The organism is Sphingobium sp. TA15 (assembly GCF_037101235.1).
GTDB classification, from domain to species: Bacteria; Pseudomonadota; Alphaproteobacteria; order Sphingomonadales; family Sphingomonadaceae; genus Sphingobium; species Sphingobium indicum.
In genome coordinates this window covers 1,391,523-1,415,063 of record NZ_AP025355.1, presented here as the reverse complement: position 1 = coordinate 1,415,063, position 23,541 = coordinate 1,391,523, and the positions used below count along the sequence as shown (strand labels likewise).

17 protein-coding genes are annotated in these 23,541 nt (G+C 63.2%); 10 read left to right on the top strand and 7 right to left on the bottom strand.

Annotation, left to right across the window (positions count from 1 at the left end; genetic code table 11):
- The first annotated feature begins 204 nt into the window (after positions 1–204).
- On the top strand, positions 205–492 hold the full coding sequence (gene groES, locus Sj15T_RS07105) for a co-chaperone GroES (protein WP_007688871.1): 288 nt from the start codon (positions 205–207) through the stop codon (positions 490–492).
- Positions 493–588: 96 nt separating this feature from the next.
- Entirely contained in the window at positions 589–2,235 is a 1,647-nt protein-coding gene (gene groL / locus Sj15T_RS07100; protein ID WP_013040406.1) for a chaperonin GroEL, read from the top strand.
- A gap of 118 nt (positions 2,236–2,353) precedes the next feature.
- Here groL and chrA read toward each other — a convergent pair whose 3' ends face one another.
- Both chrA and Sj15T_RS07090 read right to left on the bottom strand, forming a co-directional pair.
- A complete protein-coding gene (chrA, locus tag Sj15T_RS07095) occupies positions 2,354–3,745 on the bottom strand; it encodes a chromate efflux transporter (protein ID WP_013040405.1) in 1,392 nt (463 codons plus the stop codon).
- Positions 3,742–4,692 (bottom strand): chromate resistance protein ChrB domain-containing protein, encoded by a 951-nt coding sequence (locus tag Sj15T_RS07090; RefSeq protein ID WP_253720646.1) that lies wholly within the window; start codon positions 4,690–4,692, stop codon positions 3,742–3,744. Before Sj15T_RS07090 ends, chrA begins: the two co-directional genes overlap by 4 nt.
- A gap of 100 nt (positions 4,693–4,792) precedes the next feature.
- Here Sj15T_RS07090 and Sj15T_RS07085 point away from each other — a divergent pair, with 100 nt between their 5' ends.
- The 5 genes from Sj15T_RS07085 to Sj15T_RS07065 all read left to right on the top strand — a co-directional run bounded on the left by Sj15T_RS07085 (position 4,793) and on the right by Sj15T_RS07065 (position 11,945).
- Complete coding sequence (locus Sj15T_RS07085) at positions 4,793–6,091, top strand: alginate export family protein (protein WP_253720645.1); 1,299 nt, start codon at positions 4,793–4,795, stop codon at positions 6,089–6,091.
- 237 nt (positions 6,092–6,328) lie between these two features.
- Positions 6,329–8,731 (top strand): TonB-dependent receptor, encoded by a 2,403-nt coding sequence (locus tag Sj15T_RS07080; RefSeq protein ID WP_013040402.1) that lies wholly within the window; start codon positions 6,329–6,331, stop codon positions 8,729–8,731.
- Complete coding sequence (locus Sj15T_RS07075) at positions 8,731–9,954, top strand: dipeptidase (protein ID WP_013040401.1); 1,224 nt, start codon at positions 8,731–8,733, stop codon at positions 9,952–9,954. Before Sj15T_RS07080 ends, Sj15T_RS07075 begins: the two co-directional genes overlap by 1 nt.
- A gap of 103 nt (positions 9,955–10,057) precedes the next feature.
- On the top strand, positions 10,058–10,462 hold the full coding sequence (locus tag Sj15T_RS07070; RefSeq protein ID WP_081440651.1) for an HlyD family efflux transporter periplasmic adaptor subunit: 405 nt from the start codon (positions 10,058–10,060) through the stop codon (positions 10,460–10,462).
- A gap of 43 nt (positions 10,463–10,505) precedes the next feature.
- Positions 10,506–11,945 carry a porin gene (locus tag Sj15T_RS07065; RefSeq protein WP_013040399.1) on the top strand — a complete coding sequence of 480 codons (1,440 nt, stop codon included), beginning with the start codon at positions 10,506–10,508 and terminating at the stop codon, positions 11,943–11,945.
- 422 nt (positions 11,946–12,367) lie between these two features.
- On the opposite strand, the gene Sj15T_RS07060 is transcribed toward Sj15T_RS07065, so the two are convergent.
- The 4 genes from Sj15T_RS07060 to Sj15T_RS07045 form a co-directional block, all read right to left on the bottom strand.
- Positions 12,368–14,155, bottom strand: coding sequence for an FAD-dependent monooxygenase (locus tag Sj15T_RS07060; protein WP_013040398.1), 1,788 nt, complete (start codon positions 14,153–14,155; stop codon positions 12,368–12,370).
- A 19-nt stretch (positions 14,156–14,174) separates the two neighbouring features.
- Positions 14,175–14,921 carry a dienelactone hydrolase family protein gene (locus tag Sj15T_RS07055; RefSeq protein ID WP_013040397.1) on the bottom strand — a complete coding sequence of 249 codons (747 nt, stop codon included), beginning with the start codon at positions 14,919–14,921 and terminating at the stop codon, positions 14,175–14,177.
- A gap of 21 nt (positions 14,922–14,942) precedes the next feature.
- A complete protein-coding gene (locus tag Sj15T_RS07050) occupies positions 14,943–15,698 on the bottom strand; it encodes a dioxygenase (protein ID WP_013040396.1) in 756 nt (251 codons plus the stop codon).
- Between the two features lie 105 nt (positions 15,699–15,803).
- Positions 15,804–16,676, bottom strand: a complete 873-nt coding sequence (locus Sj15T_RS07045) for a LysR family transcriptional regulator (protein WP_013040395.1) — start codon at positions 16,674–16,676, stop codon at positions 15,804–15,806.
- Between the two features lie 117 nt (positions 16,677–16,793).
- Here Sj15T_RS07045 and Sj15T_RS07040 point away from each other — a divergent pair, with 117 nt between their 5' ends.
- Both Sj15T_RS07040 and Sj15T_RS07035 read left to right on the top strand, forming a co-directional pair.
- Complete coding sequence (locus tag Sj15T_RS07040) at positions 16,794–17,999, top strand: muconate cycloisomerase family protein (protein ID WP_013040394.1); 1,206 nt, start codon at positions 16,794–16,796, stop codon at positions 17,997–17,999.
- 40 nt (positions 18,000–18,039) lie between these two features.
- Positions 18,040–20,700, top strand: a complete 2,661-nt coding sequence (locus Sj15T_RS07035) for a TonB-dependent receptor (RefSeq protein WP_041385941.1) — start codon at positions 18,040–18,042, stop codon at positions 20,698–20,700.
- A 161-nt stretch (positions 20,701–20,861) separates the two neighbouring features.
- Here the strand turns inward: Sj15T_RS07035 and Sj15T_RS07030 are convergent, their stop codons facing one another.
- Complete coding sequence (locus Sj15T_RS07030) at positions 20,862–21,800, bottom strand: transferrin-binding protein-like solute binding protein (RefSeq protein ID WP_148225553.1); 939 nt, start codon at positions 21,798–21,800, stop codon at positions 20,862–20,864.
- 118 nt (positions 21,801–21,918) lie between these two features.
- Between Sj15T_RS07030 and Sj15T_RS07025 the strand changes: the two genes are divergently transcribed.
- Positions 21,919–23,160: a surface lipoprotein assembly modifier gene (locus tag Sj15T_RS07025; RefSeq protein WP_013040391.1), complete on the top strand. Its 1,242-nt coding sequence runs from the start codon at positions 21,919–21,921 to the stop codon at positions 23,158–23,160.
- Positions 23,161–23,541 lie beyond the last annotated feature (381 nt).

Sequence of the window (23,541 nt, the reverse complement as noted above, 5' to 3'; positions counted from 1 at the left end):
GTCGATGGACGGGGATGGACGGGCATGAAAAAATTTGCACGCAGGCTCTTGATCGTCCCGCCTTCCCGTCCATATGAAACGGCGCTGGCACTCCCCGACGAGGAGTGCTAACAGATGCGAGTTCAACAGGGAGAAGGAGCCGGAGTCGCGCCGCGATTCCATCCCCATCCCATTCAACGTCGTAAAGAGGGAAAGGCACTCAACATGGCATTTCGTCCGTTGCATGACCGCGTTCTCGTTCGCCGCGTAGAGGCGGAAGAGAAGACCGCTGGCGGCATCATCATCCCCGACACCGCCAAGGAAAAGCCGCAGGAAGGCGAAATCGTCTCCGTCGGCACCGGCTCCAAGGCCGAAGACGGCAAGGTGACCCCGCTGGACGTCAAGGCCGGCGACCGCATCCTGTTCGGCAAATGGTCGGGCACCGAGGTCAAGGTCGACGGTGAAGACCTGCTCATCATGAAGGAAAGCGACATCCTGGGCGTCATCGCGTAACTGCGAACCAGATCGTCATTTCCTATTTTGGCGGAAATTCGTGCCCCATAACGGTGTGAACTTCGCAAGATTTGCAATTCAAGAGAGGTAAAGATCATGGCAGCGAAGGACGTAAAGTTTTCGCGTGACGCTCGTGAGCGCATCCTGCGCGGCGTCGACATCCTGGCCGACGCGGTCAAGGTGACCTTGGGCCCCAAGGGCCGCAACGTCGTCATCGACAAGAGCTTCGGCGCTCCCCGCATCACCAAGGACGGCGTCAGCGTCGCCAAGGAAATCGAACTGAAGGACAAGTTCGAGAATATGGGCGCCCAGATGGTCCGCGAAGTCGCTTCGAAGACCAACGACATCGCCGGTGACGGCACCACCACCGCGACCGTCCTGGCCCAGGCCATCGTGCGCGAAGGCATGAAGTCGGTCGCCGCCGGCATGAACCCGATGGACCTGAAGCGCGGCATCGACCTCGCCGTCGCCAAGGTGGTCGAGGACGTCAAGGCGCGTTCCAAGCCGGTTTCCGGTTCGCAGGAAGTCGCCCAGGTCGGCATCATCTCCGCCAATGGCGACCGTGAAGTCGGCGAAAAGATCGCCGAAGCCATGGACCGCGTCGGCAAGGAAGGCGTGATCACCGTCGAGGAAGCCAAGGGTCTCGACTTCGAGCTGGACGTCGTGGAAGGCATGCAGTTCGACCGCGGCTACCTGTCGCCCTACTTCATCACCAACCCGGAAAAGATGCAGGTCGAACTGGCCGACCCCTACATCCTGATCCACGAAAAGAAGCTGTCGAACCTGCAGTCGATCCTGCCGATCCTCGAAGCCGTGGTTCAGTCGGGCCGTCCGCTCCTCATCATCGCGGAAGACATCGAGGGTGAAGCGCTGGCGACCCTGGTCGTCAACAAGCTGCGCGGCGGCCTGAAGGTCGCTGCGGTCAAGGCTCCGGGCTTCGGCGATCGCCGCAAGGCCATGCTGGAGGACATCGCCGTCCTGACCAAGGGCGAAGTCATCTCCGAAGACCTCGGCATCAAGCTGGAGAACGTGACCCTCGGCATGCTCGGCACCGCCAAGCGCGTCACCATCGACAAGGACAACACCACCATCGTCGATGGCGCCGGTGACGGCGAAGCGATCAAGGGCCGCACCGAGCAGATCCGCGCTCAGATCGAGACCACCACGTCCGATTACGACCGCGAGAAGCTCCAGGAGCGTCTGGCGAAGCTGGCCGGCGGCGTGGCCGTCATCAAGGTCGGCGGCGCCACCGAAGTGGAAGTCAAGGAGCGCAAGGACCGCGTCGACGACGCGCTGCACGCGACCCGCGCAGCCGTCGAGGAAGGCATCGTCCCCGGCGGCGGCACGGCCCTGCTCTATGCGACCAAGGCCCTCAAGGACCTCAAGGGCGCGAACGACGACCAGACCCGCGGCATCGACATCATCCGCAAGGCCATCGAAGCGCCGCTGCGCCAGATCGCCCAGAATGCGGGCGTCGACGGCGCTGTCGTCGCCGGCAACCTGCTGCGCGAAAATGACGAGACCAAGGGCTTCAACGCCGCGACCGACACCTATGAGAACCTCGTCGCCGCTGGCGTGATCGACCCGACCAAGGTCGTCCGCGCCGCGCTGCAGGACGCCGCTTCGGTGGCCGGCCTGCTGATCACGACCGAGGCGACCATCGCCGAACTGCCCTCCGACGACAAGGCGCCGATGGGCATGCCCGGCGGCGGCATGGGCGGCATGGGCGGCATGGACTTCTAACACCGCGTCGCGGGGGGCCTGCGGCTCGCCCGCGACAAGGGAAGTCCCAAGCCCGGAAAAATCGGAAAAGGCCGGTGGAGAGCTTCTCCACCGGCCTTTTTCTGCCGGAGTCTGTGGTTCAGACGAGCAGTATATAGGCGGCCCCAAGCGCGGCGCAGGCGCCCAGGACCGGCAACACGCCGATCCTGAACCGGAACACCGCGATCATCGCGCCCGCCGACAGCAGCACGGCGGGAAGATCGACGCTGGACGGCACGGGCAGGTCGATCCCGCCGACCCGCTGGACCTGCCGGAACAGGGTGTGGATGGCGAACCAGATGGCAAGGTTCAGGATCACGCCGACCACCGCCGCGGTGATCGCGGTCAGCGCCGCCGAAAGCGCCGGGTTGCCGCGCAGCCGCTCGACGAAGGGCGCACCGGCGAAGATCCAGAGGAAGCAGGGGACAAAGGTTACCCAGGTGGTCAGGATTGCGCCGAGCGTAGCGGCGAGCAGAGGATGCATCGCGCCGGATTCGCGAAAAGCGGCGAGAAATCCCACGAACTGCGTCACCATGATCAGCGGCCCCGGCGTGGTTTCCGCCATGCCCAGGCCGTCGAGCATTTCGCCGGGCCGGAGCCAGCCGAAGGTGCCGACCGCCTCCTGCGCGACATAGGCAAGCACGGCATAGGCGCCGCCGAAGGTGACGACCGCCATCTGGCTGAAGAAGCTGGCGATATGGGTGAACACATTGTCCGGCCCCAGCGTCAGGAACAGCGCCAGCACCGGCCCCAGCCACAGCGCCAGGAACAGGGCCGAGATGCGCAGCGACCAGCCGAGGGCCGGGCGCGCGTGATCGGGCAATCGCTCCCCCAGCGCGGTGTCGCGGTCGTGCACGATCTGTCCATTCGCCGGGCCGTGACCGCCGCCGCCCTGGAAGGCCGCAAGGCCGCTGCGCCCGCCGACGAAGCCGATGAGGCCCGCCGCCAGCACGATCGATGGAAAGGGCGCGCCGAGAAAGAAAATAGCCACGAAGGCGGCAACCGCGATCCCGCGCATCGCGGCATTCTTCAACGCCCGCGACCCGACCCGGACCACCGCCTGCATCACGATGGCCAGCACCGCCGCCTTGAGGCCGAAGAACAGCCCTTCGATGACCGGAACATGGCCCAGCAGCACATAGATGTAGCTGAGGCCCAAAATGGCGAGGAAGCCGGGCAGCACGAACAATGTGCCCGCGATCAGGCCGCCCTTGGTCTTGTGCAGCAACCAGCCGATATAGACGGCGAGCTGCTGCGCCTCCGGCCCGGGCAGCAGCATGCAATAGTTAAGCGCGTGGAGGAATCGCTCCTCCCCGATCCAACGCTTTTCCTCGACCAGCAGCCGGTGCATCACGGCGATCTGTCCCGCCGGTCCGCCGAAGCTGAGTGCCGCGATCCGCGCCCACACGCGCGTCGCTTCGCCCAGCGATATGCCGTGATGATCGTCGGACAGAGAAGCCGTCGTGGTGGTGGAGGATGCGCCTGCGGTCATCGATCCGTCCTTCTATTGCTGAAAAAGGCATGGAACTGGTTGAGCGCGTCGCTCGCCATGGCGATGCGCTGTAGGTCGTCGTCGGTCGAGGCGCAGACGCCGGACAATATGGCGCCCAGACCCGAAGTTTCCGGTCGCCCGAACCTGTCGTCGCCGATGTCGAGGTCATGGATGATCTCGCCGATTGCGACCAGGGCGGGGTCGTCAAGAAGGTCCGCGCGCAGCAGCAATGTCTCGAAACTGCATCGGTCGCCTTCATGGGTGAATTCGGCATCGGCCATGTCGAAGCGCAATTCCCCTTCGCCCGGCTGATAATGGCGGCTGTCGACGAATTTGAAGCGGGCCTGCGGGTCGATGAAGCGGCGGATCAGCCAGGCGCAGGCGATGCGGTCGACATGGACGCCGCTGCGCGTCACCCAGGTCCGGTCGGCGAGATCGATCGGTTCGGCGTGAGCGGCAGATTCGGCGCGGCTGACGTCCGGATGCCGGTGGCGCTGCCGGTCCAGTTCGGCAAGCGCCGCTTCGGCCCGTCTCCGCTCCGGGGCGCCGAAGAAATCGAGCCGGTCGACATCCTCCAGCCGCTTCTGCAACCGGGCGATGTCCGTTCCGCTCGCGGGGCCGGTTTCCAGCAGGCGTCGGGCGGCGCGGGCGATCTCCTCATAATCCTCGCGCCGGGCTGCATCGAACAGGGCGCGCACGTCCGCGTCGGACTGTCCCGCGAGCAGGCGGGCCTCGATCAGCGTCGCTTCGCCGCCATTGTCGACGATCTCCGCCATCAGGCTGCCGAAGGCGGCGGCGCTTTCCTGCGAATGCGGCAGGACATGGACTGCATTTTTGAGCGGCACCGCGCCGATGGATTGCAGGCGGCGCCAAATCTTCACCCGCAAATAGGGGGGCTTGGCGGGAAGTTGGTGCAGCAGCGCGAGCCATGGGGTGGCGTCAGTCATGATCATGATGCATATGTATCAATGAAGATGATTCGAAGAAACAGGAATATCAATGTTGCGGCCTTCTTCTCTTTCTGTTGCATGTGCGGCGGCTGTCCTAGTGGGTGCGCCGCACGCTTTTGCGCAGGATGACGATCTTGCCCTGACCGGCAGCGTTCGCCTGCGCCTTGAGGAGATAGAAGGCCAGGCGCGCGCAGGGTTCGATCGCGACGACGGCCTGTTCAACGTCCGCACGCAGCTTATGGCCGAATATCGGTCCGGCGCGTTCAGGGCAGGGGCGGAACTGTTCGACAGCCGGGCCTATGGCGCCGACCCCGGCACGCCGATCTCCACCAATGAGGTCAACGCGATGGAGTTGGTCCAGGTCTATGTCGCGGGCGACATAGAGGAGCCGCTGGGCAAGGGCAGCAAGCTCAGCCTGATGGCGGGGCGGTTCACGCTGAACCTCGGCTCCCGCCGGCTCGTCGCCGCCGACGATTATCGCAATACCACCAATGGCTATACTGGTCTGCGCGCCGACCTGGCCGCGCCCGGCGGGGTCAAGGCGGTCTTCATCTACACCCTGCCGCAGCAGCGTCGTCCCGACGATGCCGACGGCGTCCGCAACAAGCGGGTGCGTTTCGATCATGAGGGTTTCGATCTGGTGCTGTGGGGCGGCATCGTCGGCAAGGCCGATGCGATCGGCCCGGCCATGGCGGAATTCAGCTATTTCCACCTGGGTGAGCGGGACGAACCGGGGCGACCGACGCGGGACCGATCGCTCGATACCTTTGGCGGACGCATCATGAGCGAACCGGAAACGGGGCGGTTCGACTATGAGGTGGAGGCATTTTACCAGACCGGCAGCGTCAGCGCGTCGCTTGCGCCCGGCGCGGCGCGCCAATCGGTTGCTGCCAGTTTCCTGCATGTCGATGCCGGCTACAGCTTCGGCGGATCCTGGAAGCCGCGTCTGTCGCTGGAATTCGACCGGGCGAGCGGCGATCGGCGGGGCGGGCGCCAGGGCCGCTTCGACACGCTGTTCGGCATGCGCCGGGCGGACCTGGCGCCGGCCGGTCTCTACAATGCGCTGGCGCGGACCAACATCGTGACGCCCGGCATCAGGCTGGAGGCGACGCCAGACAAGCGGTGGGACTGGTTTGCGACCTATCGCGCCTTGTGGCTGGCTTCGCGGACGGACGCCTTCTCCTCCACGGGGGTGAGGGACGCCAGCGGACGGTCGGGCAGCTTCGCCGGCCATCAGGTGGAGGGGCGGGTGCGATACTGGATCCTTCCCTCACGCCTGCGGTTTGAATTCGACGGGCTTTTGCTCGCCAGGGGGCGGTTCCTGCGGGACGCGCCCAACGCGCCGGCGGGAAGATGGACGCACTATACCTCCTTCAACCTGACCGCGAGTTTCTAGGCGGCGGCGGAGATGGCCGCCATCTGGAGAGAATTAATTACGGCATGAGAATTATTCGTTTGTTCGTGGCGGATTTCCAGGAACATTTCGTTTCACAAGAAAACCGAGAAATGGGCTGGGTGCGAAAAGCGTCCGGCCTGTCCGTTCTTTGGAGGGATGCCGCGTCGCGGGCCTTGTCGCGCGACGCATGCCTGAACGGCCCATAACTGCCCGAAAAGGGCCGAAAGGGAGCCATTTATGCAGAAGTTCTTGTCCGTTCGTCGCGCTGCATTGCTGCTGTCGTGCTGCGCCGCCACGCTGTCGTCCCACGCCTGGGCGCAGGAGCCGGATGCGGAAGACGCAGGTACGATCACCGTGACCGGCCGCCGCATCTCCCAATCGGCGGAGGCCATCGGCGAGGACAAGGTGAGCAATGTCGTGGCGGTCACGCGCGAAGCCCTGCTTTCCGCTCCGTCGGGCATTTCAGGCCTGAAGATGCTGGAGCAACTGCCCGGCTTCAACGTGCAGACCGACGGCGCGCTCGGCCTCTATGAATTCGGCAACAGCGTCCAGACACGCGCCTTCAACCTCGACCAGATCGGCTTCGTGGTCGACGGCATTCCCACGGGCCGCAGCGACGCCTTCGGCGGCAGCCCGGTTTTCCGCTATGTCGACAACGAAAATCTCGGCGTGGTGGAAGCCGCCATCGGCGCGGGCGATGTGGGCCTGCCCAGCTATTCGACGCTCGGCCCGGTAGTGCAATATAACAGCATCGCGCCGCAGGACGAGATGGGCCTGTTCGTGTCGCAGAGCTTTGGCGATTTCGACATGAAGCGCACCTTCATTCGCGCGAGCACCGGGCGGGTGGGACCGTTCAAGGCCTATGTCAGTCGCACCAAGCTGGACAGTGATCTGTGGCGCGGCCCCGGATCGGTCGACCGCGAGCATTGGGAAGGACAGATCCACGCCGATCTGGGCGGCGATAGCTGGGCGCGCTTCAAATTCGTGTCGAACGACTTTTTCGACTATGACTCGCCGACCATTACGCGGGGGCAATATAATTGCGTAACGCGCAATGCCTTGGGGCAGTGCGGCCGCGACTATGCCTATATCGAAAATGTGCCGAATACGACGACGGGTTTCGCGCCGACCGCGCCGGGCATCTATTATTCGAACAGCGCCTATACCGCCGTCTACAATCTTGCCATCAACGTGCGTAAGGACAAGCTGTACGGCGCGACCTTCCACGCTGGCATCGATGACGGGGTCTGGGCGGAATCGACCCTCTATTATGAGGACAAGGACGGTTACGGCGTGTCGCCCGACGCCTATGGCAGCACGACGCGGGGCGCGACCCCGGGCAGCTATCTGCGCTATCTTTATCAGTCGGAGGCTGGCCTTCCGGTCGTAGCGCCCAAGGGCGTGCAATATGGCTTGTCCGGCGTTGGCGGGGATCGTTACGGCATCACCGGCAAGCTGCATTGGGAAATCGGCAGCAACGCTCTGGAAGCGGGAGTCTGGGCCGAAACCGACAAATATCATCGCACCCAGGCGCGCTACAATACGGTCGATGGCGCTCCCGACAGCGCGCCCAACCTGAACGAACTGGTCTATCTGCGCCGCGACTATCGGTCCAAGCGCGACATATTGCAGGTGTTCGTGAAGGATACGCTGAAACTCATGGACGAGCGGCTGATCCTCGACCTCGGTTTCAAGGGGTTGACGATGGACTATGTCCAGCGCGGCTATCGCGACTTTGACGATTATTACCGCACCCGGACGATCGCCGGCGTCCTCAGGGGCATTCCTGGGTGGGGTCCGCAGGCCAACACCGCGCATTACACGGATATGTTCCTGCCCATGGCGGGGCTGCTCTACAAATTTGACGGACGGACGCAGGTCTTCGCCTCCTATGCGGAGAATATGGCCCTGCCCAAGGGCATGGACGACATCTATTCGGTGACGCGCCCCGGCACGTCCGCGCTGGTGCCGCAGCCCGCGCCCGAACGGTCGAAGAATATGGAACTGGGCATCCGCACCAACCAGGGGCAGCTCTATGCGTCGTTGGCGGCCTTCTACACGAAGTTCGAAAACCGCATTCAGTCGATCACCAGCTTCGTGCCCGGCGGCGGCGCGTCTACGGAAACCTTCTTCCAGAATGTCGGCCGGGTGCGTTCCTATGGCGTGGAATTTGCCGGCACCTACAAGCCGTCCTTCCTGGATGGCCTCGCTTACGGCAACCTGAACGTCACCTACAACAATGCCAAGTTCAAGGACAACATCATCGGCTCGACCGTCATCCCCCTCGCGGGCAAGTTCCTGCCGGACAGCGCCAAGTGGATCGTCAGCGGCGGCGTGACGGTGGAACCGGCAAGCTGGCTGGTCGCGAACTTCTCCGGCAAATATACCAGCAAGCGCTGGTCGACCTTCGTCAACACGCCGGGGTCGAGCGTGCCGGGCTATACTGTCTTCAGCGCCTATGTCGACATTGGGGACGGCCTCAGCTTCGGGCCGGTCAAGGGAATCAAGGCGCGGCTCAACGTCGACAATATCTTCGACAAGGACACGCTTTCCTTCATATCTGCCCAGCCATCGGGCGACGGCTTCTTCCGGCCGCTTTCTCCCCGCACGTTCCAGTTCACCATTTCGGGCGAGATTTGATGCTGAAAAGGATGATGGCGGGGGCGGCGCTGGTGGCGCTGCTCCCGTTCGGGGTGCAGGCGCAGGAGGTGCCGAAGAAAGTTTATCAACTCCACCAGCGGCTGCTGACGCTCGACAGCCATCTCGACACGCCCGCCTCGCTCGACCTGCCCGGCTGGTCGATCGAGGACGAGCATGGGGTTCATAGCGACTATACCCAGGTCGACCTGCCGCGCATGAAGAAGGGCGGCCTGGACGGCGGTTTCTGGGCGATCTACACGCCGCAGGGGCCGTTGACGGAGGAGGGATTCCGCAAGGCGCGGGACTTCGCGATTCTGCGCGGCGTGTCGATCCGCCAGATGGTGGCGGCGGACCCGGCGAATTTCACGCTCGCGCTGGAGGCGAAGGACGCCGTGCCCATCGCGGCGGCGGGCAAGCGGGTCGTCTTCATGTCGATCGAGAACGCCTATCCGCTGGGCGAGGACGTGTCGCTGCTCAAGACCTTCTACGACATGGGCGTGCGGGTCGTCGGTTTCGCGCATTTCGCGCATAACCAGTTTGCCGACAGCTCCACCGACCCGTCGAAGAAACCGCGCTTCGGCGGCCTTTCCCCGTTGGGGAAGGATCTGCTGAAGGAGATGAACCGGCTGGGCGTGGTGCCGGACGCGTCGCACAGCAGCGACCAGGTGCTGGACGACCTGCTGGCCCTGTCCACCACGCCGGTCCTGCTGACCCATTCGGGCTGCAAGGCGGTCTATGACCATCCGCGCAACATCGACGACGCGCATCTGAAGGCGCTGGCGGCCAAGGGCGGCGTGATCCAGATGAACGCCTTTGGCGCCTATCTGCGCGCTTCCAAGCCCAATCCGGCGCGGCAGGAGGCGCTGAAGGCGCTGTTCGGCCAATTGCGCGAGGATGCGAAGCTGTCGCCGGAAAAGCGGGCCGAACTGCTGGCGAAGCGGCAGGAGATCGACCGGCTCTACCCCGAAACGGACCGGGCGACCTTCGACGATTTCATGGCGCACATGCTCCACGCGCTGAAGGTGGCTGGGCCGGATCATGTCGGCATCGGCCTGGACTGGGACGGCGGCGGCGGTGTCGTCGGCCTGGAGGATGTGCTCGATCTGCCCAAGATCACCGCCGCCCTGCTGAAGGCGGGCTATAGCGAGGCGGATGTCCAGAAGATCTGGTCGGGCAATGTCCTGAGGGTGCTCGCCGCGGCCGAGGCGGCGAAGGGATCATAGGATTCCCGCGACAGGGGCGCCCTGATGGCTGCCCCTGTCGCGCATCGATTGGGCGGGGTAGCGGGGTGGATCGCAATCGCGATCACCTGTCTCTTGCGCCGAGATGATAACCATTTCGCGTCCCGGCGGTTCACTGATGGAGATCGTGCCGCTGGAGGACAAGCTGCTGATCGAAGCGCGCATCAGCCGGCGCGACATCGCCTTCATTCGTCCGGGGCTGCCCGCGACGGTCAAGATCACCGCCTATGATCCGTCCATCTACGGCACACTCGACGGCACGGTCGACCGAATCTCGCCCGACACCTTGCAGGATGAGGTGAACCGCGACCAGGTCTTCTACCGCGTCTATGTCCGCACCCGGCATTCCAGCCCGCGGACCAGGGACGGCAGGGACCACACCATCATGCCGGGCATGGTCGCGACGGTCGAAATCCGCACCGGCTGCCCATTCCCGCCATCAGCGGTCCGTCATCAAACTGAAATATTATTGTCATCCTATTGTCTCTGAAATGCCATAGCGGCCGCAACCAGCATATCAGGGGAGTCGCTCGATGGGGGCAAGGACGTTCGAAACCGGGTTATTGATCGCGGGCGTGCTGGCGCTGACGCCGCAGGCGGCGAGCGCCCAGAGCAATGCGGAACTTCAGCGCCAGATCGATGAGTTGAAGGCGCAGGTACAGGCGCTGACATCGGCGCTCGCCGCCAGCAAGTCTGCGCCGGCCGCTGCCGAGCCTGTCGCGGCCGCTCCTGCGCCCGCCGCCGCGCCAGCCGCCTCCCTGGCCGCCGCGCCCGACCAGCCGCCGGCCGCCACGCCGGCATCGGATCCGGCGCCCCGGTCGAAGGCGTGGTACGAACGGCTGTCGCTTCGGGGCTATACCCAGATGCGCTACAATGCCTTCCTGTCCGGTGACGATAGCGCGCCTGCGGGCGTTTCCCGCCTGCGTTCGGTGCATGACAGCTCTATCTCGGACCGAGGCGGCTTTTCGCTGCGCCGTGCCCGGCTGGTGCTTCAGGGCGACGTTTCCGACCGCGTCTCGCTCTATCTTCAGTCCGATTTCGCCACGGCGGTGAACAACCAGGCGGGAAGCGAGCGGCGGGAGGGATTCGCCCAGTTGCGGGACGCCTATGCGGACGTCTTCCTGGACAAGGGGAAGGATTTTCGCCTGCGCTTCGGCCAGTCCAAGGTGCCCTTCGGCTGGGAGAACATGCAATCCTCCTCCAACCGCCTGACGCTCGATCGCAGCGACGCGATAAACAGCGCGGTGCCCGGCGAACGCGACCTTGGCATCGTGGGCTATTACACGCCGCCTTCGGTGCAGAAGATATGGGACCGGCTGGCGCATGACGGGCAAAAGCTGTTCGGCAATTACGGTGCGTTCGGCATCGGCGCCTTCAACGGGCAGGGCACCAACAGGACGGAACAGAATCGCGGCCTGATGAAGGTCGCCTTCGCCACCTGGCCGTTCGAACTGGACGGTCTGGGCGACGCGTTGGCGGGGCAGGTGTTCGAAATCGGCGGCTCCGCGATGATGAACGACGTGCAGCCCGAACTGCGCAGCGGCTCGGTCAGTCCGGTGGCCTATGACGACGATCGCGTCGGCATCCATGCCATGCTCTACCCTCAGCCCTTCGGCATCCAGGCGGAATGGAACTGGGGCAGGGGGCCGGAATATGACCGCGCCAGCCAGTCCATCCTGACGAAGAAGCTGCATGGCGGCTATGTGCAGATGATGTATCGCGTGCCCATGGGTTCGATCGGCGCGCTGATGCCCTATGGCCGCTGGCAATATTATCGCGGCGGGTGGAAAGCAGGGACCAACGCGCCGCGCCTGGAAACCGACGAACTGGAACTGGGCATCGAATGGCAGCCATGGAAGGCGCTGGAATTCACCCTTGCCTTCGCCCGGATGAAACGCGCCGAAGCCGACGAGCGCCGCACCGGCCGCGCCGAAGGCAATCTTATCCGCACGCAGGTGCAGTGGAATTATTGAGGCGCGATGGGCGCAGCATGCCGGTCGCTATGTTTGCCATTGCGGCGTCTCGAACTCAGGATCCGCCTGACTGAGTGATTTTGGTGGAGAGCGGACGTTCCCCCTCCCGCAAGCGGGAGGGGGTTAGGGGGTGGGCTGGCGCAACATCCGCGTTGTTTTGCAACGGCCAAGTCAGAAGCTCCCCCGGATCAAGTCCGGGGTCGCGCCCACCCCTAACCCCTCCCGTCTACGGGAGGGGAATGTCTTGGGATGGCCATTTCCGGGCCTTTCCGAATTCGCCCAGGCGCGCTGGGTGCGCCAGGTTCCGTGATTGCGGCGGATGCCTGCCGCAGGCGTTGGCGATCGGTTCCCGGACCATATCCTGATAAGGCTGGTCCATGGCGATCGCCATATGCATGCGCCTCGCATCGCCCGCGCTCGCCTCATGCGGCGGCTTCGCGCAGGGCGGCCGCAGGCGCGAAGCCCAATATCGCGCCGAGCGCCGCGATCAGGTCGGCAGCGGCCGTGGCGCTCGCGCGACGGGCGCGCCAGCCGACGTAAATGTCCGGGCGAACGAGCAGCGCGCCGTCGTCGGCCACTTCGCTTGCGGCCGCGAAATCGCCATAAGGATCGTCATATCGCTGGCCGGGACCGATCCGGTGAACCGCGATCTCGATCCCGAAGGCGGCGGCGGCCTCGGCGGCGGCCTGCTCCCACGCCGCGCCGCTGATGCCGGTCAACAGAGTGAACCGGCCATTCCCGCACAAGTCCATCGCCGCCACGCGGCGGCCGTTTTCGCTGAGCCAGACGTGCGGAAGGTGCGCGCCCGGGCGGCTGCTCGCCTGATGATAGAGTTCGGGGTCGCGCAACCAGGCGGGTTCGGGCGATCCGTCATCGACGACCGCGCCCGATGCATAGCGCTGGTTCATTTCGACGCCGTGGCAATTATAGACATAGTCGGAGGCCTGGATGGCGGCGCGCAGCGCTTCGCGGCGGGCCGCCGCTTCCTGCGTATCGTCCTGGAGCGCCGCCATGTTGCGGCGCATCTCCTCCGGATCCTGCGTATCGAGCAGTCCCAGCGCCTGAAGGATCGGCGGAAAGCATCCGAGGCTCTTGTTGGCCCGCTTGACGACCTGTTCGGCGACCGGAGCGCGTTCGAGGTCGTAGGATTCCAGCAGCGACGGCGCCGCCTGGCCCTTGACGACATGCGCGAGCTTCCAGGCGAGATTATAGGCATCGCCGATCGACGCGTTCGAACCCAGGCCGTTCGTGGGCGGATGGCGGTGGATCGCATCGCCCATGCAGAATACCCGGCCCTTGGCGATGGTGGTGGCATAGGCGTCGTTGACGGTCCAGGTCGACGTCGCCTCTATCTTGATCGGAATCCGGTCGTCGCCGATCAGCTTGTGGAGAATGCCGCGCGCAAACTCCTCGGTGATCTGCGGTGGGCCTTGTTCGATGTCGTAGCCCCAGATGGCGAGCCATTTGTTCCAGGTCCGGACCATGCGGATGACGCCGATGCCAAGGCCGCCGACGCTCGATCCCGGCTGGATGATCCAGTAGAGTACGCTCGGCCGATGCGCGACATATTTGGAAAGGTCGCAGTCGAAGACGATGTTCATCGATCCCGAAACGCCCATCCGCCCTTCGAGCGGCAACCCATAGTCCGCGACGACCCGCGAGTTCGCCCCGTCGGCGCCGATCAGATAACGCGAGCGGATGGTGTAGACGGCGCCGGTCAGATGGTCCTTCACCGTCGTCGTGACGCCTTCCGCGTCCTGCGTGCTGCTCAGATATTCGGTGTCGAACCGGATTTTCGCGCCGCGCTTGGCGGCTGCCGCGATCAGCAGCGGTTCCATCATGTTCTGCGGCAGGTCGCACATGGAGGTGGGGCTGGCGAGATCATAATCGGCGCGGCGGGCGGGATGCATGCCCCATGTCAGCAGCCGGCCGAGTTCGGTGCCGGTGAGGCTGGTGCAATAGGTGTTCTCGCCCATCTGGGTGTTGGGCACCGCCATGCCGAGCGCCTCCTGCTCCAGCCCCAGGTCGCGCAGGATTTCCATGGTCCGCTGGTTGGTGATGTGCGCGCGCGGCGTGCGCGCGGTCCAGCCGAACTTGCCGATCGCCTGGCATCGGACGCCATAGGTGGCGAGCGCGGCGGCAGAGGCGGCGCCGGCGGGGCCTGTGCCGATGATCAGGATGTCGGTATCGAAGCCGGATTCAGTGGACATGCATTCCCTCCGTGCGTTTCTATGCCGACGGGCCGAAATCCGGTTCCGCGGGCTGATTGGGATCGAAAAGCCGCTCGGCTATGGCGAGCGCCTCCTCCGCGGCGGCGCGAAGCGGACCCTCGTCCGAATCGAGGCCGGTGACGAACCCGTGCCCCACGCCGCGAAATATATGCAGGGAAACGGCCGGATTTCCCTCGACGCAGGCCGCCAGCGCCTCCACATTTTCGGCCCCGACCGATGCGTCCGTATCGCCCAGCAGGATCGTCACCGGCGTTTCGATCTTCGGCAGATAATCGATCGGCGGCGCGAGCGGGGCGACATTGGGAAGCCCCTGCGGAAACGGATAGACGGCAAGCAGCGCGCGATCGCTTCCGCGCCGCGCCAGTTCGAGAACGAAATTGCCGCCTAGGCAGAAGCCCATGACCCCTCGCGCCCCGATGCGCCGAACCAGCCGTTCGAGCGCATCGGCATAGTGCCTGTCGTCAAGCCGGTGGCGCCGCTCGAACGCGGCCTCGCGCGTTGATTGCGCGAGCGGACCGAAGGAGGCAAAGGGATCGAGCAGGATAACCGGCGCCTGCCGGGCAAGATGCGCTGCAAGGCCGCGATAGAAGGGCGTCATCCCGTAGATGTCGGGGATGAGGAGCGCGGGGGGAGCGCGATGCCCTGCCCCGAAGACGAGGCCTTCGAGCCCGAACCCTGCGGGGGCGGAGTAGGGCTCGCCTTGCGGATCGACCGGAAAACGCGCGCTCGGCTGCGTATGGCACATCGGATTTCTCCGGGAAGTCGGTCAGGCCGCGCGGTCGAGAACGAAGTCGACCGTCAGCGTATCGACGCCGTCCTCCTGCGTCGTCCGGCGGACCAGATCGTCGCGCACGCCGCTGCAGCAATCGCTGTCGACCCATTGTCCGCCCTCGAAATAGACCTGGGTCGTGACCGTCTTGAACCCGGGCTTGCGCACCTTGAAGTGGACGTGCGCGGGGCGCCAGCTATGGCGTCCCATCGCCTCCAGCAGCGCGCCGGTATAGCCCTGGTTGGGGATCTGGTAGGGAACCGGCGCCGTGGTCGCGACGCGATAGGCGCCTTCGCTGTCCGACGTCAGCTTGCCCCGATAATAATCGACGGGGATATTGTCGTGGAACCCGCTATATTTTCCGGTCGGGGTCGAGTGCCAGATGTCGACCTCCGCTCCGGGCAGGACGGACCCATCGATGTCGCGCACCTGGCCCCGGACGACGAGCGGACGCTCATTGTCATGATCGAGGGTCTTGAGCCGGTCGGTGACGGCGGGCGCATCCTCCCTGTAATAGGGCCCCTGGATCGCCTGCGGAGAACCCTTCGTCACCTCGTTTTCCGCGTCGACCGCGGCCACGTTCAGGAAGACGTCGAGGAGCAGCGGCAGTTCCCTGGCGTCCGCCAGCCGGCCGAGATAGTCGACGGCGAAGCGGTACTGATCGACCGTCACATGATGCTTTATGATGGCGTCGCGTATTCCCGCGACGATATCCATCACTACGGCCTCAAGCTGTTCGGACTCCATCGGCATCTCCCACTTCGCTCTGTTGTGCAGTTCGGAAAAAGTAGAGCGAAGATGGTATACGCGCCAATACTGATTATGCCGCTACTCGATACGAATAGCGTATGCCATCGGTCAGCGCCGGATCGCGCCCAGGAAACGATGCAGGATCGGTTCGTCGCAATGCTGGGCATAGGCGCAAACGATCGGGGAACCGACCGCATCGTCGAGCAGGGGCGTGAAGCGGACGCCGGGCCAATGGATGGCCGCGAGCGATGCGGGCACCACGCAGACTCCCGCGCCCATCGCGGTCAGCGCCAGGGCGGCGGTCGCGTCTTCGGCGAAATGCTCGATGCGCGGCTGAATGCCCCGCGCCTTGAGCAGCGCGATGATTTCGTCGGCGAAGCTGGGCCGGTCGCCCTTGGGGAACAGCACGAAGGGCCGATCCTTGTAGCTCGCCAGCGCGACTGGCCGGTCGGGCGCTCCGGCCCGCTCGTCGGCGGTCGCGACATAGAGCGGCTCGTCCTGGATCTTTTCGAATATGATGTCCGGTTCGCCCGGAAAATAGCGCCCGAACCCGACATGGATCACCCCGTCGCGCAGCGCCTGGACCATGTCGTGCTTGCTGAGCTGGGCGAGGGAAATGTCCGCTTCGGGAACCTCGCGGCGGAAATCCCGGAGCAGCGCGGGGAGAACCTGGTAGATGACAGAGCCGAGATAGCCGATGGCCAGGCGGCCCACATCGCCTCGCCCCGCGGCGCGGCAGCGGTCGCGCGAATCCCGGCTTCGCGTCAGGATGACCCTGGCGTCTTCCAGGAAGCTCCGTCCCGCCGCGGTCAGGCTGACCCCCTTGGTCGTCCGGACCAGCAACTGCACGCCAAGCTCGTCTTCCAGTGCCTGGATCTGTCGGCTCACGGGCGGCTGGGACACGTTCAGCCGCTGCGCCGCCGTGCCGATATTGCCATATTCCGCCGCCGCGACGAAGTAGCGAAGCTGACGAAATTCCATGTCCATCTCCCATGCTATGCGGCAAGCGTATCGAATAGTGGTCGATATAGTATTTTACAGTAAGGCGACAGCCCTCCTATCGCTGCCGAACATATGGGCCGTAGGGATGTGGTGGGAATGGATAAGGCAGCGGTTTCGCAAGGGCGTGCGTCGGAAGGAGCGGCCGGCGGGCGCGATGCGCTGGTCTTCGGCCGGACGCCCATCGAAACGGCGAGGATACGGAGCATCGAAACGCGGATCGTCGACCTGCCGCTGCGTCGGCTCCAGCAGTTCGCGCGGTTCGGCACTCACCTTCAGAGCATCGTCCTTGTCGAGATACTGACCGAAGACGGGGTAACGGGCATCGGCGAGGCCGTCACGCCCTGCGGCCCCTGGTGGAGCGGCGACAGCGTCGAGGCGATCAAGGCGACGATCGACCGCTATCTGGCGCCGCTGCTCGTGGGCGAGAACCTGCTCGCGCCGACCCGACTGATGGCGAAGCTGGACCAGAAGGTCCGCAACAACAGCTTTGCGAAGGCGGGGATCGAGATGGCGTTGCTCGACGGCGCGGGAAAGATCCTCGACGTGCCGCTGCATATCCTGTTCGGGGGCAAGATGCGCGATTCGCTCCCCGTGGCCTGGCCGCTGGCGACGGGCGATGTCGCGCAGGAAATCGACGAGGCCGAAGAGATGCTGGCGCTCGGACGCGCCGGCGCCTTCAAGCTGAAGATGGCCGCGCTGCCCATCGCGGAAGACCTCGCCCGCGCAAAGCGGCTGGCGCGCGCCCTTGAAGGGCGGGCGAAGCTGCGGGTCGATCCCAATGAAGGCTGGGAAGAGGCGACTGCCGTCCGGGCGATCGCCGAGCTGCGCGAGGCCGGCGTCGAGATGGTCGAACAGCCTGTGGCGCGCTGGAACCTCGACGCGATGGCGCGCCTCACCCGGTCCAGCGGCACCACGATCATGATCGACGAGGGCGTCCTGTCGGTCCACGACACGGTGGAGGTGGTCAAGCGCGCCGCCGCCAGCCTGCTGTCGCTCAAGATCATGAAATCCGGCGGGCTGCGCAATGCCCGCGCCATGGCCGACATTGCGAATGCGGGGGGCATTCCCGTCTATATGGGCACCTTCCTCGAATCCTCGATCGGGACTGCGGCGAACATGCATCTTGCCGCGAGCCTTCCGGCCCTGCCGCTCGGCGGAGAGACGATCGGACCGATGTTGATCGGCGAGGACATCTGCGTCGCGCCTGCCGACTATCACGATCATGCGCTCTGGCTGCCCGAAGGGCCGGGACTCGGAATCGAGATCGATCGCGAGAAGCTGGCGCGATTCCAGAGAAAATAGGGGCCGCAAAGGATGCGGTCGACGATTGGGGGAGAGGAAAATGATGAAAGGACTATATTGCGGCGGCGCGCTCGCCGCGCTGGCGGCCGCATCCGCCGCTTCCGCCCAGACCGCGCCTTTGGCGGAGCCGCAGGCAAAGGCCGGGCTGCCCGCCGACGTGATCGCCGACATCGTCGTGACGGCGCGAAAGCGGGAAGAGAATCTTCAGGAAACCCCCATCGCCATATCGGCCTTCGGCAACGAGACGCTCGAAGCGCGGGGGGCGACGCGCGTGGATGCGATTGCGGGATCGACGCCCAACCTGACCTTGTCGAACAGTCCGGGCTTCGGCGCGCAGAGTTCGCCGGCCATCTATGTCCGCGGCATCGGGCAAAAGGATTTTTCGCCTTTCACCGAACCGGGCGTCGGCCTTTATCTCGACGGCGTCTATATCGCGCGGTCGGTCGGCGGGCTGCTCGACCTGGTGGACATCGATCGCGTCGAAGTTCTGCGCGGTCCGCAGGGAACGCTTTTCGGCCGCAACACGATCGGCGGCGCGGTCAGCATCACTTCCCGACAGCCCGACTTCGACCATATTTCGGGAAGCGCGGCGCTCACGATCGGCAACTATCGGCGGCGGGACTTCAAGGCATCGTTGAACCTGCCGCTGACCGATAGCCTCGCCGTCACCTTGTCCGGCGCGACGATCAATCGCGACGGCAATGTCCGCCGTAGCGACGGGCGCGATCTTGGCAATGAACAGCGCCTCGTCGGGCGCTTCGCCCTGCGCTGGAAGGCGTCGAGCCGCATGACCCTGAACTGGTCGGTGGACGGCACCCGCGTGCGGGAACATGGCCCCGCATTCCGCCTGACCGGCATCGACTATCGGTCGCGGATTTTCAATCCCGACAATCTGCCGCTGGCGCTGACCGCGGGCGGTACGCCGCTTCCTCCCGGCGTGGCGTTCGGAACGCCGCAAAACGGCATGGTGCATGTCATCGCGCCGCCGGACGGCGCTTTCCCGCCGGCTGTCGTCGCGGCGACGGGAGGCTACCGCAGCACGCTCAATTTTCCGGTCATCGACCTTAACGGCAGTGCGCCGGGCGGGCAGATCTACCCCTCCCAAAGCGGCGACGCCCCGACCGACAATTTCGCGCTTCTCAACAATTATGTCGCGACCTTCCTCGGCGGACAGCCGTGCCTGTCGCCGCCGAACGGGTCGGCGCTCTATGATCCTTCGGGAGATCCGGCCAATGGCGCCTGCTACAACAACCAATATGTGACGCGGACGAACCAGGGGACAGGCGCCGATTTTTCGAGGATCGACATATGGGGCACCGCCCTCAATATCGACCTGGAGCTTTCCGACAGCATCGACCTGAAATCGATAAGCGCCTATCGCAAGCTGAAAAGCGCATCCGATCGCGACGGGGACCATTCGCCGCTGGAAATCGTCCGGTACGGCAATGATCCGGTCGATCAGGAACAGGTGAGCCAGGAGGTGCAACTGTTGGGGAGCGCGTTCGGCGATCGGCTCAAATGGATATTCGGCGCCTATTATTTCAGGGAAACGGGGGTCAACCTCAACCAGGTCTCCTTCACGCCGCTTTCGTTCGAGGTCGGCGGCTATTTCAGGAACACGAGCATAGCCGGCTTCGGCCAGCTCACCTTCGACATCACCGACCGTCTTTCGCTGACCCCTGGGCTGCGATGGACGCGCGACCGGAAATTTTACGACGCGACCGCGGGCGGCATCATCGCGAACCGCATCGGCATCGTCGATCCGCGCACCCAATATCCGGGCGGGCTGCCCGCCTGCGGCGTTCTGAACCCTTCGGTGGTCTGCCCGCTTGGCCCGACCAAAGGCACGGCTTTCGCGCCCGGCCAACTGGTTCAGCAGGGCCAGGCGTCGACCCAATATAGCGACCTCACGCCGATGGTGAACCTTGCCTACAAGGCGGCCGACGGGCTGCTCCTATACTCCAGCTATTCGGAAGGGTTCAAAGGCGGGGGCTTCACGCACCGCACGCTGCCCCTTCCGATCCTGCCGGGCGGCATACCGAGCTTCGATCCGGAAACGGTCAAGGTGTACGAAGCCGGCTTCAAGCTCGATGCCTTCGGCCGCCGGCTGAGGCTCAACGCAGCCTTCTTCAACACCGACTACAGCAATCTTCAGATCCAGGTCTTCGTGGGTCCGGCGCCGCAGATCAAGAATGTCGGTTCGGCACGGATACGCGGCCTGGAACTTGAAGCGTCGCTCGCGCCGGGCGGCGGATGGCGGCTGGAGGGCGGCCTGGGCTACCTCGATGCACGTTACACCAGCCTAGACGCGGCGCTGGTGAATGGCGGACTGACGCGAAATGCCGTCACCCTGTCGAGCAAGTTCGAGCAGGTGCCGGACTGGTCGATCAACGCTTCGCTGTCGAAGTCGATGAGCATCGGCGACGTTGAACTGACGCCGCGCGTGGACTGGTCGTATCGCTCCAAGGTCTATTTCGACTCGATCAACACCCAGGCGATCGCCCAGCCGGCCTATTCGCTGGTCAATGCGAGCTTGACCGCGGCATCCTTGTCGGACGGTTGGACCTTCAGCGCCCAGATCACCAATCTGTTCGACAAGGCCTATTATAATTCGGGGGTTTTCAACGAGACCTTCGGTGTACAGGAAAATCTGATCGGGCGCAGCCGCGAGTGGTCTATCACGCTCAAGAAGCTGTTTTGACGAGCGGTCCGGACATGCGGTGCGCTGCGGGCGCGTCGCGGCCCGCGCCTTTAACCGATTTCGCGTGGCCGAGCGCCATATCGCCGCCATCTTGCGTCGGCGCAGCACCGCCGAGGCCCGGATCGGGGTGTGATATAGCCCCCAAAGTTCGCCCGAATTGATCACCTTTTTCCGACAAATACTCCAACGGCAGTGTCATTAACTTGGTTAGACAGTGAGAAAATTCCGCCAATCTCTTCGGCATTTGGTCCATACGGAACAAATAAGATCCTGCCAGAGAAACCATTTGTGGTGGTTGCATCACTACCAAACGTATTGCTCTGTTGGAGCGTCCCAAACGTATTTGTTCCGCCCGACCCATTATTTACTCTAAGATCAATGTTTGTAGTGGTCATGTCGTTTGCAAAGTTACGCGTGACCTGTCCTGTTCCGCTTAACCGCCGCGCGGTTCCGCCGATATATGCCGTACCATCAGCAATGCCATTGTACGTGACAGTTCCTGCATTCAAGCGGGCAGCGTCAGGCGTGCGCGAGCCGAACAGGAACCATGTCTGGTAGCCAGTTCTTGATGCTCCCGTATTCTGTTTTACCTCCCACATGCCATAGCTGACGTAGCCCAAATGTGAGGATGAATCAGTCGAACGAAAGATGGTGAGACCGCTGTCGACCGTCCCAAGATCACCATAAGTTAAACTGCGTTGGAATGTGTCGAAATTGGTAGGTGTTGATGCGGTCCGGTTGCCCGAGGCATATTGGAAATTAGTGACATTTTGACTGCCCGCCTGATCTCTCGCAGTAATTGTATAGGATGACCCATCGTAGCGAATATCGGTTATCCTTACCTCCGCCGCCGTCGTAATTACCGTCCCGGTAATGCGATTGTTAGCATCCGCGGTTTTGTAATGAACGGGCAGAGCATCCAGATTGCCTCCCGAAGGTGAAGATGCAAGATATGAAACGGGGGCGGTGACGGCAGCTGGCTGGGAAGGCGTGGGTGTGGGTGTCGGCATCGATGCTACACCTCCGCTGCCGCCTCCCCCACAAGATGCAACCGTCAGCCCCATCATCAGAATCACAACATTACGAAAGACTAGTTTCATTTTGCCTCGCCCACGCATATGCAAAAAACACGCTGGCTTCCTCCCCAGCTTGCTCTCGGTCGCGTTCGCAATATCTGCGTCCGCCGTCAATGCTGCGCCAGAAAAACAAGCGGCACCAATGCTTTCGACTGAGGGGGTTTCAGCGAGCCAGATGCTTGATCTTGGGGAGCATCTCGCGGTTGCAGGCAAAATCGGCGATGCGAACCTGATTCTCGATGCTCTCAAGCAAAATGATGAAGGCTCGCGCGAGCAAATTCTGCTCGCAGGCATCATTGCGGTGGCTCAAGGTAATTTGTCTTTGGCTGAAGCGGGCTTCCGAACCCTCCTATTGCGGGATCCTCACGACACCAGAGTCCGGCTCGAACTTGCACGGGTACTTTTTTTGCTGCACCGATATGCAGCTGCAGATTATCATTTTAGGCTCAGCGCTGCGCGAAGCCCAAAGTCTGTGCAACATAATATTTCACTTTTCCGCCGCGCAATACAGGCACAACGAACATGGCGTGTTTCGGTGGAAGGGGGAATTGCCCCGGATACCAACGTGAACTCAGCAGGTCGTGACCGAATTGTCGATTTGTTCGGGTTGCCCTTTAACGTGGACAACGATGCTCGCGAAAAATCAGGGGTCGGTGTTTTTGCAAATGCCGATGTTGAACTTCGGTTGCGGCGCTCTGAAGCAGTGGGATTGTCCATCCGCGCATTCGGAAACGCTCGGGAATACCGTCGTTCGGCTTTTAATGATGAGGTCGCGGGCATCGAAATCGGACCACAATTTCGGTTTGGCAACGCGCAAGTGACCGTTGCGGGAACAGGTCTGTTTCGGTGGTATGGCCGAGAGATATACTCGCGAGCTCTAGGAGCAGCGCTACGCGTTGAACTGCCCATCTCAACGCAATGGCAGGTCGATCTGAAGCCTCAATTCAGATCAGTCAATTATCTCCAAAACCCAAGCCAAAACGGGCCTTTTATGAGCTTGAACGGTCAGATTAGCCGCTCCCTCGGAAGTCATGCCTTAGGGCAAATCGATTTTCTCGCGTCGCGACAGTCTGCTCGCGCTCCTGGCTACGCTTATCGAGAAGCAGGGCTAGGTGTGAGTGCATTTGCTGAACTTGGAAATGGAATTACTGTAGGAGGAAGTATCGAGGCAGCGCGGACGGTATTCGATGCTCCACTCTTCGGCTTTGCAAAGACACGCCGCGACTGGAGAGCCGCAACAACCATTTCTGTTCTCAATCGGAACTGGATTTTGTTAGGATTCTCGCCTGTCACGCGGCTGAGTTTTGCACAGTCGAAATCTACAATTAGTTTTTTTGAATATCGTCGAACACGACTGGAACTTGCATTGCAGCGGCCATTCTAAATAAAATCGGCAAAGAGTACGATATATCGATTGTTCAGGCTCATCTGTGTCCGCCGATCTGGAATTCGCTATCATCTGTGATGCAAAGTCTGATGTAGATGCACGGTAATCAGGTGTTTTTCCGTCAGCGTCCGCTTCAGAGCATCACACATTCCCGAATGAATGACCGGCTTTGGTCGTCTGCGGAGCGGCGGCTTTCTCCGCACAGTCCGTCCCCGTGGGTGAGCTTGTAGGGCTCTCCCGCCCCTTGGCGGCTTTGATCGCCACCGCCGAAAGTGCCATGATGGTATCTCCCGATCAGGGAGTGGTGGACACCATCATATCTACCATCGGATTGTTGGTATGCAGTGATATCCAGCTACTCCGTATGAGCGGAGTATA